Below are 14052 nucleotides of genomic sequence, written 5' to 3' on the forward strand. Positions count from 1 at the left end.
AGGTATCACAAGTGACCAGCGTCGACGTACGCAACCGTGTCCGGGGAGCGGGGGCGCTCCCGCTCCGCTTCCACGCGAAGGTGGATATTCGCTGGTCCGATATGGACGTCTTCCAGCACGTGAACCACGCCAGGATGGTCACGCTGCTGGAGGAGGCGCGGATCCCGTGGCTCTTCGAGGACGGCAGGCCGACCGCGGCCATGCGGGAGGGTTGTGTCCTGGCCGACCTGCGCGTTCGCTACCGCGGGCAGCTGCGGCACGAGGACACGCCGCTCGATATCGCCATGCACATCACCCAGCTGCGGGCGGTCGACTTCACCATCGGGTACGAGGTGCGGGCGGCGGGCGCCGCGCCGGACTCCACCCCGGCGGTGACGGCGTCGACGCAGATCGCGGCGTTCGACATCAGGACGCAGCGGCTGCGCCGGCTGACCGAGGCGGAGCGCGGCTACCTCGCGGAGTGGATGGAGTGAGCTGCTGACCGGGGACCAGCGGGTTCTGCACGTCGCCGATCCGGCGGAGCGGGAGAACCTGGCGACCTTCGCGAATCGGGCGGTCCGGCTGGACCCGGCGGCGGTCGTCCGGCTGCGCAGGCGCGGGCCGAAGCAGGTTTCGGCCTGGGCCGCGACCGGCTTCGAGACGCTCGCGGTACGGACGGTTTCCGCCGATCTCGCGCTGGACGACGTGACCGTCTCCGCCGACCTGCTGCTGAACGGGCTCGGCACCGGGCTGCCGATCGACCTCGGCTACTCGCTCGACTCCGCCTGGCGCGGCGCGCTTCCCCCCGGTGACGGGTGGGCGCACGTGGACGACGTGCCCGCGCGCACCCTCGTCGAGCTGGCCGAGCGCGGGGTCGAGCTGGCCAGGGAGCACGGGAGCGGGCACGGGCCGCCCGCCTCGCTGCTCGACCAGCCGGTGCTCACCGTGACCGCGGCGGAGACCGAGGTCGCGGTGCCCATGCGGGTGGTCTTCGCGCTCACCGCCATGGATTTCATTCCGCACTCCGGGGACAGGGCGGAGGCTCGGCGGATTCCCGCCGAGGAGGTCGTCCGGGTCCGCAGCACCCGCACCTGGTTCCGGATCGACGCCCGCTACGGGTCGGTCGCGCGCAGGCACGGGGGCGGAATTCCGCTCCTGCCGACCTGAGCCGGGGCCCGGTCGCACCGGGTGCGCGATTCGGATGACCACGCGGGACATGGGTCGTCGCCGATCTGCTCACAGAAACGGGAGTGAAGCCGCACCGCGGGGGTTGCCATCGACGCCTTTTCGGGGCGGGCGCCTCGGCGCGCGGCCGACAGCGTGTGCCTGCGTCAGGCGACGCCGAGCAGGCGCAACCCGGCGGTTACGCCCGCCGCGGCCAGCACGACGACGAGCAAGGGCGCTCGGCGCCAGGCCAGGACCCCCGCGACGGCGACCCCGCAGGGGAGGGCGAGCCCGACCCGCTCGCCGAGCGGGAACGTCCGCGTCGCCATCATGGCGGCGAGCAGCACCACCGCGGCGATCTCCAGCAGCTCGGTCACCCGTGCCGGGAACCGGACCCGCTCGCGCAGCACCGGCCCCGCCGCCCGCAGCGCATACGTGCCCGCTGCGAGCGCCAGCATCCCGGCGATCAACACGGCGCCGACTCCCGCGCAGCGGGGGCGAGTTGCCCGGCGGTCAGCGCCGCTGGCTTCCGCGCGTTGCGGGCGGGCCGCTCAGCGATCAGCACGGCGCCGGTTCCCGCGCATCGCGGGCTGGCCAGGCCACGGCGAGCCCGGCCAGGGCGACCAGCACGGGTAACCCGGCGGGCAGGAACGGGGTGCTGACGACCGCGAGGACGGCGCCGGTGAGCGCCGCCCGCCGAGTCCGGCGCTGGGCCAGCGCGGGCAGGATGAGCGCGAGCAGCACCGCGGGGAACACCGCGTCCAGCCCGAACGCGGCGGTATCCGGCACCAGACTGCCCACGATCGCGCCGAGCGCGGCACCGGCGGGCCAGGCCAGCAGCACCCCGACCCCGCCGAGCCAGTAGGCGGCCCGCCGCCGCTCCGGCTCCGACTCCGCCACCGCGAGCGCCACCGCCTCGTCGTTCATGACGTGCACGCCGAGCAGCCGCCGCGCCCCGCGCCCGACCACGTCCGGCACCGCGAGCCCGTAGGGCAGGTGCCTGGTGTTCACCAGCAGCCCGGCCAGCACCGCGGCGACCACGCTTCCGCCCGCGCCGACGATCCCGACGAACAGGAACTCCGACCCGCCGGCCAGCACCAGCACCGAGAGCAGCATCGGCACCCAGGCGGGCAGCCCGGCCGCGACCGCGGTGGCGCCGTACGAGACGCCGATGACGCCGACCGCGAGGCACACCGCGACGATGCCGCGCAGCGTGCCCCGGTCCAGCACATCGGGAACGAGTGTTCGCCATATCGAACGCATGACTTTTATACTGAACGCCCGGCCGCCTGTTCGTCAACGTGGCCGGGCACGTGGTTTCCTTGGGCGCATGGCCAGGCCCGACCCCGCATCCGCCCCGCCGCAGGCGGCGATCGCCGCCGCCCTGCGCCGCGAGCGCACCAGGGCCGGGCTCTCGCTGAGCGAGGTCGCGAACCGCGCGGGCATCGCGAAATCCACCCTCTCGCAGCTGGAATCCGGCGCGGGGAACCCCAGCCTGGAGACGCTGTGGGCGCTCTGCGTCGCCCTGGACATGCCGTTCTCCCGGCTGCTCGACCCGCCGCACCCGGCGGTGCAGGTGATCCGCGCGGGGGAGGGGCCGGTGGTCGCCTCGGCCAAGGCCGACTACCGGGCGACGCTGCTGGCCGCGGGGCCGGTGAACTCCCGCCGCGACCTCTTCCGGATCACCAGCGAGCCGGGCCACGCCCGCGATTCCGACCCGCACATCCCCGGCGTGGTCGAGCACATCCTGCTCGCCGCGGGCCGCGCCCTCGCGGGACCCACCGCGGAGCCGGTGGAGCTGGCCCCCGGCGACTACATCTCCTACCCGGGTGACCGCCCGCACGTCTTCGAGGCGCTGGAGCCGGGCACCTGGGCGCTGCTCGTGGTCGAGTACACCTGACTCAGGCGGCGCCCTCGCCGAGGTACTGCAGCCACTGCGGGTCCAGCTCCGCGGTGGTGGAGAGCAGCCGCCAGTGCGGCCCCTTCGGCGAGACCAGCGGGGCGCGCAGCACCCAGCCCAGCTCGCTGAGCATCTTGTCGGCCTTGCGGTGGTTGCACGGCGCGCAGCTGGCCACGCAGTTCTCCCACGAGTGCTCGCCGCCGCGGCTGCGCGGGACCACGTGGTCGATGGTCTCGGCCTTGCCGCCGCAGTAGCCGCAGCGGTAGCGGTCGCGGTGCATGAGCGCGGCCCTGGTCATCGGGACCCGGGCGCGGTAGGGGACGCGCACGTAGGTGCGCAGCCGGATCACCGACGGCACGGCGACCGCGGACTCGGCGGAGTGCACCACCGGATTCTCCGGGGCCTGGTGCACCGGGTCGGCCTTCCCGCAGATGAGCAGGACGACGGCGCGCCGGGCGGAGAGCGCGGTGAGCGGTTCGTAGGTGGCGTTCAGTAGCAGCACCCGGCGCTTCAACCAACTGGGAGCCTCGGGCGGCGGGGCCGATCGCAGGACCGGCAGGTGGCCGGTGGGGTGATGGGAACCCGGATATCGGTCGGACAGGATGTGCAGCGGAGTAGCCCCCGACCCACGATTGTGGACGTCGGCGGGCTGGAGTTGTCGGTGCCCACGCGCCTCGGGGGACCGCGCGCCGTGCCGCTGCTTCATCGGGGGACCTCGATTTCATGATTGGCAGGATCATGTGTTATCTCAGCTGAGATTGTCCCCCAGTTGACCACGGTTTCCCCTGGATTGCACGGTGATTTCGCGCAATCTCCGGTTAACGGCGGCTGAATGACCCTGGGTGGGGTAGCCGCTTCCGGTGCCCCCGGCCCGTGGCGGCGCGGCCGCCGGGGAGACGGCAGAATGGAGCCGCGGCACCGCATCCGAACCAGCCCCGAGAGGACCCATGACTTCCGGCGAGCAACCGACGACGTCGTTCTACGAGGAGATCGGCGGCGCCGAGACGTTCCGGCGGATCCTGGCGACCTTCTACCGCGAGGTCGCCACCGACCCGGTGCTCCGGCCGCTGTACCCGGAGGAGGATCTGGGCCCGGCCGAGCGCAGGCTGCTGATGTTCCTGGAGCAGTACTGGGGCGGCCCGCGCACCTACTCCGACGAGCGCGGCCACCCCCGGCTGCGGATGCGGCACATGCCGTTCAGCATCGGCCCGATCGAGCGGGACGCCTGGCTGCGCTGCATGCGCACCGCGGTCGCGGAGATCGAACCGGAGGTGCTGGACGACCGGCACCGCAAGCAGCTGCTCGACTACCTGGAGATGGCCGCGAATTCGCTGATGAACGCGACATGGTGAGCGCCGCCCGGCGGGCGTGATGTCCGATTGTTCGGCACTATGGCGGGTGTGACTGTTCCCCCCGCAGAGTCCACGCCCTGGTGGAAGTCGGCCGTCTTCTACCAGGTGTACCCGCGCTCGTTCGCCGATTCCGACGGTGACGGGGTCGGTGATCTCGGCGGCATCCGGGAGCGCCTCGGCTACCTGCACGAACTCGGGGTGGAGGCGCTCTGGATCTGCCCGGTCATGCGCTCGCCCATGGCCGACGGCGGCTACGACGTCGCCGACCCGCGCGATATCGACCCGCTCTTCGGCGGCCTGCCCGCGATGGACGAGCTGATCGCGGCGGCGCACGAGCGCGGCATCCGGGTGACCATGGACCTGGTGCCGAACCACACCAGCAGCGAGCACGCCTGGTTCCAGGCGGCGCTGGCCGCCGGGCCGGGCAGCCCCGAGCGGGCCCGCTACATCTTCCGGGACGGCCGCGGCGCGGACGGCTCCGAGCCGCCGAACAACTGGCCGAGTATCTTCCGCGGCCCGGCCTGGACCCGGATCGTGGAGCCGGACGGCAAACCGGGGCAGTGGTACCTGCACATCTTCGCCGCCGAGCAGCCCGACCTGAACTGGGAGAACGCCGACGTCGTCGCCGACTTCGAGCAGACCCTGCGGTTCTGGCTGGACCGCGGCGTCGACGGCTTCCGGATCGATGTCGCACACGGCATGGCCAAGCCGCCCGGGCTGCCGGACATGGCGCGGGTGGACACCAAGATGCTCGTGCACGACGACCACGACCCGCGCTTCAACAACCCGGGCGTGCACGACATCCACCGGCGCATCCGCAAGGTGATCGACGAGTACCCCGGCGCGGTGAGCATCGGCGAGGTCTGGGTGGACGACAATGTCCGCTTCGGCGAGTACGTGCGCCCGGACGAGCTGCACCTGGCCTTCAACTTCCGGCTCGCCGAGACCTCCTTCGAGGCCGCCGACATCCGGGACGCGGTGGAGAACTCGCTGGCCGCGGTCGGCCCGGTCGGCGCCACCCCCACCTGGACGCTCTCCAACCACGACATCGAGCGCGAGGTCACCCGGTACGGCGGCGGGGCGGCCGGGCTCGCCCGGGCGCGCGCGATGGCGCTGCTCGAGCTCGCGCTGCCCGGCGTGGTCTTCGTCTACAACGGCGCCGAGCTCGGGCTGCCGAACGTCGACGACCTCCCCGACGAGGTGCTGCAGGACCCGGTCTGGGAGCGCTCCGGGCACACCGAGCGCGGCCGCGACGGGTGCCGGGTGCCGCTGCCCTGGTCCGGCGCGGCGCCGCCGTTCGGCTTCACCGGCGGCGCGGAGAGCTGGCTGCCGATCCCCGCGGCGTGGGCCGATCGCACCGTCGAAACCCAGCTCGCGCGGCCCGGCTCCACCCTCGCGTTCTACAAGTCCGCGCTCGGGCTGCGCCGCACCAGGCCGGAGTTCGCGGCCGACGGGCTGGCGTGGCTGGACACCCCGGCGGACACCGTCGCGGTGCGCAGGCCGGGCGGGCTGACCTGCGTGCTCAACGCCTCGAAGGCGCCGATCGCGCTGCCGCCGGGCGAGCTGCTGCTGGCCAGTGGCCCGCTCGCGGACGGCGAGCTGCCGCCGGATACCGCCGCCTGGCTGGTCTGACGGTGGGTCGGAGGAAGAACTACTACACAGGATCGGATATCTTGGGTCGGTGAGCATTCTCGAGACTGTGCTGATTTTCGGCGGCGTTCCGCTGGTGATCTACGGTGCGATCGCCGGCCTGTCGTACCTCGGCAAGCCGCTGCCCGGCGAGAAGCCGGTGCACTACGAACTCGGTCAGCCGTGGACGCAGGATCCGGTGCTGTGGAGTGCCACCGACGAGGTGATCGGGCACGGGCACCACGGTGGGCACGGTGCCGCCGCGGAACTGATCGGAGGCCGGGCAAGTGGCAAGTTCTAAGTGGCCCGCGGTGGTCGAGACCGACCTGCCGCACGGGTTCGCGCTGACCAGCAGCGGGCGGGTCTCCGGGGTGCACGAGCCCGGCACCGAGTTCCGCAGGCCGCCGTTCTCCGACCACGAGCGGGTCGCGCTGGACAACGCCCTCACCGAGGCGACCAGGGCCACCGGGGTCCGGTTCACCGTCTTCATCGGTGATCTCGGCGGCGATCCGGCGGCCGGCGCCGACGCGCTCCTCCCGACCGTCCCCGACGCCGAGCGCGCCGTGCTCATCGCCGTCTCGCCCAACGACCGCGCCATCGAGGTGCGCTCCGGGCACGAGATCGAGGACCGGGCCAACGACCGGGTCTGCCAGCTCGGCGTCACCGCCGCCTCCAGCTCGTTCCGCCAGGGGCAGTTGATCGACGGTCTCGTCTCCGCAGTCCGCGTCATGGCGGCGGCCATCGGCCGCTGACGCGGCCGCAGGTTCCGGCGCTACCGCGCCCGGCCAGGCCAGCCGCACCGGGTCGCGCGGCGGCCCGGCCGCGGTGCGCAGCACCGTTTCTCCGCGTTCGGCGCGGTCCGATAGGACCGCGCCGAACGCGTTTCGTTCTACCCCTGGTCGAAGGCGCGGGCGCGCAGGGCGCGCTCGACGCCGGCCTTCCCCTCGCTGACCAGCCGATACAGCGCCGGCGGGTGCTCACCCGCCAGGAACTCGTCCGCCTTGGCGACCGCCTCCTCGCTGATCACCCAGGACGGGTACAGCCCCACCACCACGGTCTGCGCGACCTCACTGGAGCGCCGCTCCCACACCCCGGCGATATCGCCGAAGTACCGATCGAGGTACGGCGCGACCAGCTCACCCTGCCCGGTCGGCGCGAACCCGCCGACAATGGCCCGCGCGGTGATGTTCGGCACCGTGTCGTCCTCCATGACGGTCGCCCACGCCTGCGCCTTGACCTCGGCGATCGGCCGCGCCGCCGCGGCGGCCGCCGCCTGCCGCTTGCCCGCCGCGGTGGGATCGTTCGCCAGCTCCTTGTCGATGGCGGGGGACTCGGTGCCGTCGGCGTCGAGCTCGCCCGCCGCCGCCAGCGCCGCCACGATCCGCCAGCGCAGATCGGTGTCGACGAGCAGCCCGGGCAGCCCGACCCCGGCCGGGTCGCCGTCCAGCAGCTCGCGCAGCACCTCGGTGTGCCAGGCCGAGAGCCGCGCCGCGGCCAGCGCGTTGACGAAGGCGAGCTGGTGATCCGAGCCCGGCTCGGCCTCCCGCGCCAGCTCCAGCAGCCGGTTGGCGAACTCCGGCCAGCCGGTGCCGCTCGCCCACTCCGGCTCGGCGTAGGAGGCCAGCGCCGCGTGCGCCTGCATGAGCAGCCGCTGCACCACGCCGATCTCGGACTCCGCGCCGACCCCGCGCTGCACCAGCGCCACGAAATCGCGCGCCTTGAACTCGGCCTGCCTGGTCATCTCCCAGGCCGCCGACCAGGCCAGCGTGCGCGGCAGCGGCTCGGCGATATCGGCGATCCGATTGACCAGCACCTCCAGCGAATCCGGATCCAGCCGCACCGAGCAGTAGGTCAGGTCGTCATCGTTGACCAGCACGAACTTCCCGCGCGGGACCCCGATGAGCTGCGGCACCTCGGTGCGCTCGGCCGCCTCCAGATCCAGCTCGATCCGGGTGGTGCGGACCAGCTTGCCGTCCTGCTCGTCGTAGACGCCGATGGCGAGCCGGTGCACCCGCTGCTCGCCCGCGCCCGGCGCGGCGCCCTCCTGCACCACCGCGAAGGCGGTGAAGGCGCCGTCCGCGCCGACCTCGAACTCCGGCCGCAGGATATTCAGCCCGGTGGTCTTGAGCCACTGCGCGCCCCAGCCGGAGAGATCGCGCCCGGACGACTTCTCCAGCGCGGCCAGCAGATCGTCGAAGGTGGCATTGCCGTAGGCGTGGTCGGCGAAGTAGGCGCGCAGCCCGGCCAGGAACGGCTCCAGCCCCACGTAGGCGACGAGCTGCTTGAGCACGCTGGCGCCCTTGGCGTAGGTGATGCCGTCGAAGTTCACCTCCACCGCGGCCAGGTCCGGGATGTCGGCGGCGATCGGGTGCGTCGACGGCAGCTGGTCCTGCCGGTACGCCCACGACTTCTCCACATTGGCGAAGGTGGTCCAGGCGCTCTTGTACTCGGTGGCCTCGGCCTGGCAGAGCACCGAGGCGAAGGTGGCGAAGGACTCGTTCAGCCACAGGTCGTCCCACCACTTCATGGTGACCAGGTCGCCGAACCACATGTGCGCCATCTCGTGCAGCACGGTCTCGGCGCGGCGCTCGTAGGAGGCCCGGGTCACCTTGGAGCGGAAGACGTAGTCCTCCAGGAAGGTGACGGCGCCCGCGTTCTCCATGGCGCCCGCGTTGAACTCCGGCACGAAGAGCTGGTCGTACTTGCCGAAGGCGTAGGGCACGCCGAAGTTCTCGTGGTAGAAGGCGAAACCCTGCTTGGTCTCGGTGAAGAGCCGCTCGGCGTCCATGAAGTCGGCGAGCGAGGAGCGGCAGTAGATGCCGAGCGGGATGGTGCCGTGCTCGTCGGTGTAGGCGTCGGTCCACTGCGCGTACGGCCCGGCGATCAGCGCCACCAGGTAGGTGCTCATGCGCGGGGTGGTGGCGAAGACGTGGGTGCCGGGCGCGGCGCTCTCCCGCGCGGCGGCGGCGCCGTTGGAGATGACCTGCCAGTCGGTGGGGGCGGTGACGGTGACGTCGAAGGTGGCCTTGAGGTCCGGCTGGTCGAAGCAGGCGAACATGCGCTTGGCGTCGGCCGTCTCGAACTGCGAGTACAGGTAGACGCTGCCGTCGGCGGGGTCGACGAAGCGGTGCAGCCCCTCGCCGGTGTGCGAGTACTCGCAGTCCGCCTCGACCACCAGCTCGTTCCGCTCGGCCAGGCCGGTCAGCGCGATGCCGGTGGCCTCGTCGTAGCCGCTCACGTCGAGCGCGGTGCCGTTCAGCGTGGCGGAGCGCACCGTGCGGGCGACGATGTCGGCGAAGGTGCTCGCACCCGGGGTCGCGGTGAAGGTGATCGTGGTGTGGGAGCGGAACGTTCCCTCACCCGGTTTGCCCGCGCCGTCGGTCAGGTCGAGGTCGATGCGGTAGTTCTCGACCTGCACCACCGCGGCGCGCTCGATCGCCTGGTCGCGGGTCAGGTTGGGTGCGGACACAGCGCTCCTTCTGGGTTCGGGTGACGGCAACGATGCCACGGTCTGTAGTTTTCACCCTACGAAATATGGTGGGGTCATCAACCTGCGACGGAGGTCCGAGTGAAGCACGTGCACGCCGGGAAGGTCAGGGATCTGTACGAGGACGGCGACACCCTGCTGCTGGTCGCCTCCGATCGGGTCTCGGTCTACGACGTGTCGCTGCCGACGCCGATCCCGGAGAAGGGCGCGCTGCTCACGCAGCTCTCGAACTGGTGGTTCGAATTCTTCGGCGACATCCCGAACCACGTGCTCTCCACCACCGACGTCCCCGCCGAGTTCGCCGGGCGGGCCATCCGGGTCAAGCCGCTGCGCATGGTCCAGGTGGAGTGCATCGCCCGCGGCTACCTGGTCGGCATGGGGCTGCGCGAGTACCAGCGCGACGGCGCCGTCTCCGGGGTGAAGCTGCCTGCCGGGCTCCGCGAGGGCGACAGGCTGCCGGAGCCGATCTTCACCCCCACCACCAAGATCTCCGACACCGGGCACGACGAGTTCCTGACCTTCGCCGAGGTGGTGGACCAGGAGGGCCGCGAGGTCGCCGAGCGGCTGCGCGACCTGACCCTGGACATCTACGCGCGCGGCGCCGCGCACGCCGCCGAGCGCGGGGTGATCGTGGCCGACACCAAGGTCGAGTTCGGCTGGGACGGTGACGTTCTCACCCTCGGTGACGAGGTCCTGACCTCGGACTCCTCCCGTTTCTGGCCCGCCGCCGAGTGGGAGCCGGGGCGCCCGCAGCGCTCCTTCGACAAGCAGTTCGTGCGGGACTGGGCCACCTCCACCGGGTGGGACAAAGAGCCGCCCGGGCCGGAGATCCCGGCCGATATCGTCGAGGCGACGCGGGCCAAGTACGTGCAGGCGTACGAGTTGGTGACCGGCCGCACCTGGGCGGGCGTCCCGGCCTGACCGGAGCACCGGCTCGCGGGCCGGGGATCAGCTCGGCTCGTCGCCGAGGTGCCGCGCGAGCCGGTCCAGGAACGGCCGCGGCCCGGCGCCGAGCTTCTCCCGCGCGGCCGCCAGGTCGAACCACTCGACCCGGTCCAGCTCCGGGAACGCGGTGATCGTCCCGGAGCGCGGCGGCCACTCCAGGTCGAAGGTGCCCGGCACGATCGCCGCCGGGTCCAGCTCACCGCGCACCGCCCAGGCCGTCAGGTTCTTGTGGTTGCGCCCGCTGCGGTAGCGCACCGCGCCGAGCGGGCTCCACTCGCCCTCGGGCACCGGGAGCCCCAGTTCCTCGGTGAATTCCCGCGCGGCGGCGGCCTTCGGGTCCTCGCCCTCCGGGTCGTACTCGCCCTTGGGCAGCGTCCAGGCGCTCGCGTCCTTCTTCGCCCAGAAGGGGCCGCCCATGTGCCCGAGCAGCACCTCGGCGCCAGCCCCCGACTCCCGGTACAGCAGCACGCCGGCGCTGAACGTTTCGCTCACGGTCCAGCAGTATGCCGCAGCCGGGCGGCGCGCAGCGTGAGGTAGTCGCGCTCGGGGGTGCTGGTGGTCTTCGCCGCGGCCGCGTCGTAGTGCGCGACCGCGCGGGCGGTGTCACCGGCGAGTTCGCGCAGGTGCCCGCGTACCGCGTCCAGCCGGTGGCTGGTGGCGAAGGCCGGCTCCAGCCCCTCGGTCGCCGCCAGCCCGGCCGCCGGGCCGTCCACCATGGCCACCGCGACCGCCCGGTTCAGCGTGACCACCGGACTCGGCGCCACCCGCTCCAGCATGGTGTAGAGCGCCAGAATCCCCGCCCAGTCGGTCTCGGCGACCCGCAGCGCCTGCGCGTGCAGCGCCGCCACCGCCGCCTGGATCCGGTACGGCCCCGCCAGCCCGGCGCCGATCGCCGCGGTCGCCAGCCGGACACCCTCGCCGATCATGGCGCGATCCCAGCGCCCCCGGTCCTGCTCGGCCAGCGGGATCAGCTCACCGTGCGGCCCGGTGCGGGCACCCCGCCTGGCATCGGTGAGCAGCAGGAGCGCGAGCAGCCCGGTGATCTCGGGGTCGTCCGGCAGCAGCCGGTGCAGGGCGCGGGTCAGCCGGATCGCCTCGGCGGCCAGGTCCGCGCGGTGCAGCTCGGCGCCCGCGCTGGCGGTGTGGCCCTCGGTGAAGATCACGTACAGCACCCGCAGCACCGGCTCCAGCCGCTCCCGCCACTCGGCGGGCTCCGGCCGGATGAACGGCAGCCCGGCGAGCTTCTTCTTGGCGCGGGCGATGCGCTGCGCCATGGTCGCCTCCGGCACCAGGAACGCCGCGGCGATCGCTCTCGTCTCCAGCCCGCCGACCGCCCGCAGCGTGAGCGCGACCGCCGCGGCCTCCGGCAGCGCCGGATGGCAGCAGAGCACGTACATGGCGAGGGTGTCGTCGCGCGCGGACACCTCGGCGTCGGTGACCTCGCGGTCGACGACGGTCTCCTCGCGCCTGCGCCGCGCAATCTCGGCGCGCACCGTATCGGTGAGCCGCCGCTGCGCCACCCGGAGCAGCCAGCCGCGCGGACTCTCCGGCAGCCCGTCGGCGGGCCACTGGGCGGCGGCCGCGATCAGCGCCTCCTGCACCGCGTCCTCGGCGGCGCCGAAATCGCCGGAGCGCCGGGCGAGCACGCCGAGCACCTGCGGGGCGAGCTCCCGCAGCAGCAGTTCGACCTCGGGCGGCCGCCCTTCCCTCACCGCGGCGGCGCGGACATCACCGCGCGCACCTCGATGAACTCCCCGATCGGCTCGCCACCGGGGCCCGGCGCGGCCGACATCCGCGCCGCGATCTCCACCGCCCGCTCCCGGCTCGGCACGTCGACCACCAGGAATCCGGCGAGGAACTCCTTGGTCTCCGGGAACGGCCCGTCGGTCACTACCGGCGCGGTGCGGCCGTCGGCGTGCACCACCAGCGCCTGGTCCGGCCCGGCCAGCCCCTGCGCGTCGACCAGCTCACCGGCGGCGGCGAGCTGCGCGGCCAGCGTCTGCTGGAAGTCGATGTGCGCGGCGATATCGGCGGGCTCCCACTCGGGCAGCGGGGTGTCGCAGTAGGCGGCGGGGCGGTGCGACTTCAACAGCATGTACTTCACGGGATGCTCCTCGGTGCGGGCGCCCGGCGGGCGCGCTCACAGCATGGTCGGAGCCGATCGCGCCCGCTCGACACAGTGGCGGTCACAGCTCGGCGGAGGTGTCCGCCAGCCGCTCCGGATCGACCGGCTCGCCCGCGACGACCAGCTCGCGGATCCGGTCGGTGACATCCCAGACATTGACGTTCATCCCGGCCAGCACCCGGTTCTCGCCGTCCAGCCAGAAGGCGACGAACTCCCGGGCCGCGGTATCGCCCCTGACCACCACCCGCTCCGCGGCGCCGCGGGCGACGTAGCCGGTGTACTCCATGCCGAGGTCGTACTGGTCGGTGAAGAAGTACGGAATCCGGTCGTAGCTCGCCTCGCGGTCGAGCATGGTCGCGGCCGCGACCTCCGGCTGGTTCAGCGCGGTGGCCCAGTGCTCCACCCGGATCCGCGCGCCGAGCACCGGGTGCTGCTGCTCGGCGATATCGCCGACCGCGACGATATCCGGGTCGCTGGTGCGCAGGTGCTCGTCGACCAGGACCCCGTGCTCGGTGTCGAGCCCGGCGGCCTCGGCCAGCCCGATCTCCGGGGCGGCGCCCACCGCGATCAGCACGGCGTCGGCCTCGATCTCCTCGCCGTCGTCGAGCCGCAGCCCGGTCGCGACGTGGGCCGCGCCCGCCTTCCTGGTGACGATCTCCGCGACGCCGGTGTTCAGCCGCAAGTCCACGTCGTGCTCGCGGTGCAGCTCGGCGAAGACCGCGCCCATCTCCGGGCCGAGCACGCCGAGCAGCGGCTGCTCGGCGTTCTCCACCACGGTCACCGCGACCCCGGCGTTGCGCGCCGCGGCGGCCACCTCGAGCCCGATCCAGCCCGCGCCGATCACCGCGAGCCGCCGGGTGCCCCCGCCGAAGAGCTCGCGCAGCGTGTCGGAGTCGTCGAGGGTGCGCAGGGTGTAGACGTTCGGGGCGTCCGCGCCCGGCAGGTCGAGGGCACGCGGGCGGGAGCCGGTGGCCAGCGCGAGCTTGTCGTAGGTGAGCGTGGAATCGTCCGGCAGGGTGACGGTGTGCGCCGCCGGGTCGATCGCCGTCACCTCGGTGCCGAGCAGTAGCTCGACGTGGTGATCGCGGTACCAGGCGGCGGGCGCCACGGTGAACTCGGCGAAGGGCTTGTCGCCCGCGAGATGCTCCTTGGAGAGCGGCGGTCGCTCGTAGGGCAGGTGCGTTTCGGCCCCGATCACCGTGATCAGGCCGTCGAAGTCGTTGTCCCGCAATGCTTTCGCGATACCGGCGCCGCCGAGTCCGGCGCCGACGACGAGGAAGCGGCGATCCGTGGTCATGACGGACTCCTCACGGTGGAAGGGCCTGGCGGCGACCTCGCCCACCCTAGTGCGGCCGGTCGCCCGCGGGCTCCGGAATCGCGGCGCGGTTCGGGAACGATTCGGCAGCCGGGGTGGTTGCTCCGGGAGAGGGTGGCGCGCGCCACCGCTGCCGAGGCTGTGGAAGGACTCCGA

General features: G+C 72.8%; 16 protein-coding genes. 8 read left to right on the top strand and 8 right to left on the bottom strand.

Translation table 11 applies throughout. The annotated features are described in order from the left end of the window. The first annotated feature begins 11 nt into the window (after positions 1–11). Positions 12–473, top strand: a complete 462-nt coding sequence (locus AB0H71_RS16370; protein WP_357020861.1) for a thioesterase family protein — start codon at positions 12–14, stop codon at positions 471–473. Between the two features lie 4 nt (positions 474–477). Next, a complete protein-coding gene (locus AB0H71_RS16375; RefSeq protein ID WP_357021931.1) occupies positions 478–1146 on the top strand; it encodes a hypothetical protein in 669 nt (222 codons plus the stop codon). A gap of 164 nt (positions 1147–1310) precedes the next feature. Here AB0H71_RS16375 and AB0H71_RS16380 read toward each other — a convergent pair whose 3' ends face one another. Beyond that, positions 1311–1601, bottom strand: coding sequence for an AzlD domain-containing protein (locus tag AB0H71_RS16380; RefSeq protein ID WP_357021934.1), 291 nt, complete (start codon positions 1599–1601; stop codon positions 1311–1313). 100 nt (positions 1602–1701) lie between these two features. Beyond that, positions 1702–2406 carry an AzlC family ABC transporter permease gene (locus tag AB0H71_RS16385; protein WP_357020864.1) on the bottom strand — a complete coding sequence of 235 codons (705 nt, stop codon included), beginning with the start codon at positions 2404–2406 and terminating at the stop codon, positions 1702–1704. A 67-nt stretch (positions 2407–2473) separates the two neighbouring features. On the opposite strand from AB0H71_RS16385, the gene AB0H71_RS16390 reads away from it, so the two are divergent. Continuing rightward, positions 2474–3043: an XRE family transcriptional regulator gene (locus AB0H71_RS16390; protein WP_357020867.1), complete on the top strand. Its 570-nt coding sequence runs from the start codon at positions 2474–2476 to the stop codon at positions 3041–3043. Position 3044: 1 nt separating this feature from the next. Here the strand turns inward: AB0H71_RS16390 and AB0H71_RS16395 are convergent, their stop codons facing one another. Beyond that, positions 3045–3749, bottom strand: coding sequence for an HNH endonuclease (locus AB0H71_RS16395; protein ID WP_357020870.1), 705 nt, complete (start codon positions 3747–3749; stop codon positions 3045–3047). Positions 3750–3990: 241 nt separating this feature from the next. On the opposite strand from AB0H71_RS16395, the gene AB0H71_RS16400 reads away from it, so the two are divergent. From AB0H71_RS16400 to AB0H71_RS16415, 4 genes are read left to right on the top strand one after another with little or no spacing between them, the layout of a single operon-like run. Then, complete coding sequence (locus AB0H71_RS16400) at positions 3991–4395, top strand: globin (protein ID WP_357020873.1); 405 nt, start codon at positions 3991–3993, stop codon at positions 4393–4395. A 48-nt stretch (positions 4396–4443) separates the two neighbouring features. Continuing rightward, positions 4444–6027, top strand: coding sequence for a glycoside hydrolase family 13 protein (locus AB0H71_RS16405; protein WP_357020876.1), 1584 nt, complete (start codon positions 4444–4446; stop codon positions 6025–6027). 49 nt (positions 6028–6076) lie between these two features. Beyond that, positions 6077–6325, top strand: coding sequence for a hypothetical protein (locus AB0H71_RS16410; RefSeq protein ID WP_357020879.1), 249 nt, complete (start codon positions 6077–6079; stop codon positions 6323–6325). Then, positions 6312–6776 carry a DUF5130 domain-containing protein gene (locus tag AB0H71_RS16415; RefSeq protein ID WP_357020882.1) on the top strand — a complete coding sequence of 155 codons (465 nt, stop codon included), beginning with the start codon at positions 6312–6314 and terminating at the stop codon, positions 6774–6776. Before AB0H71_RS16410 ends, AB0H71_RS16415 begins: the two co-directional genes overlap by 14 nt. Positions 6777–6913: 137 nt before the next feature. Here AB0H71_RS16415 and pepN read toward each other — a convergent pair whose 3' ends face one another. Beyond that, positions 6914–9493 carry an aminopeptidase N gene (gene pepN, locus AB0H71_RS16420; protein ID WP_357020885.1) on the bottom strand — a complete coding sequence of 860 codons (2580 nt, stop codon included), beginning with the start codon at positions 9491–9493 and terminating at the stop codon, positions 6914–6916. A gap of 99 nt (positions 9494–9592) precedes the next feature. Between pepN and AB0H71_RS16425 the strand changes: the two genes are divergently transcribed. Further along, positions 9593–10432: a phosphoribosylaminoimidazolesuccinocarboxamide synthase gene (locus AB0H71_RS16425; protein WP_357020888.1), complete on the top strand. Its 840-nt coding sequence runs from the start codon at positions 9593–9595 to the stop codon at positions 10430–10432. A gap of 27 nt (positions 10433–10459) precedes the next feature. On the opposite strand, the gene AB0H71_RS16430 is transcribed toward AB0H71_RS16425, so the two are convergent. The 4 genes from AB0H71_RS16430 to AB0H71_RS16445 all read right to left on the bottom strand — a co-directional run bounded on the left by AB0H71_RS16430 (position 10460) and on the right by AB0H71_RS16445 (position 13878). After that, positions 10460–10948 (bottom strand): NUDIX domain-containing protein, encoded by a 489-nt coding sequence (locus tag AB0H71_RS16430; protein ID WP_357020891.1) that lies wholly within the window; start codon positions 10946–10948, stop codon positions 10460–10462. Continuing rightward, complete coding sequence (locus AB0H71_RS16435; RefSeq protein WP_357020894.1) at positions 10945–12168, bottom strand: DUF6596 domain-containing protein; 1224 nt, start codon at positions 12166–12168, stop codon at positions 10945–10947. The genes AB0H71_RS16430 and AB0H71_RS16435 overlap by 4 nt, the downstream gene beginning before the upstream one ends. Continuing rightward, the gene (locus AB0H71_RS16440; protein WP_357020896.1) at positions 12165–12560 is read right to left on the bottom strand and encodes a YciI family protein; all 396 of its coding nucleotides are present in this window, start codon (positions 12558–12560) and stop codon (positions 12165–12167) included. The genes AB0H71_RS16435 and AB0H71_RS16440 overlap by 4 nt, the downstream gene beginning before the upstream one ends. An 82-nt stretch (positions 12561–12642) precedes the next feature. Continuing rightward, on the bottom strand, positions 12643–13878 hold the full coding sequence (locus tag AB0H71_RS16445; protein WP_357020899.1) for an FAD-dependent oxidoreductase: 1236 nt from the start codon (positions 13876–13878) through the stop codon (positions 12643–12645). Positions 13879–14052 lie beyond the last annotated feature (174 nt).

The organism is Nocardia sp. NPDC050697 (assembly GCF_040654395.1).
Taxonomy (GTDB): domain Bacteria; phylum Actinomycetota; class Actinomycetes; order Mycobacteriales; family Mycobacteriaceae; genus Nocardia.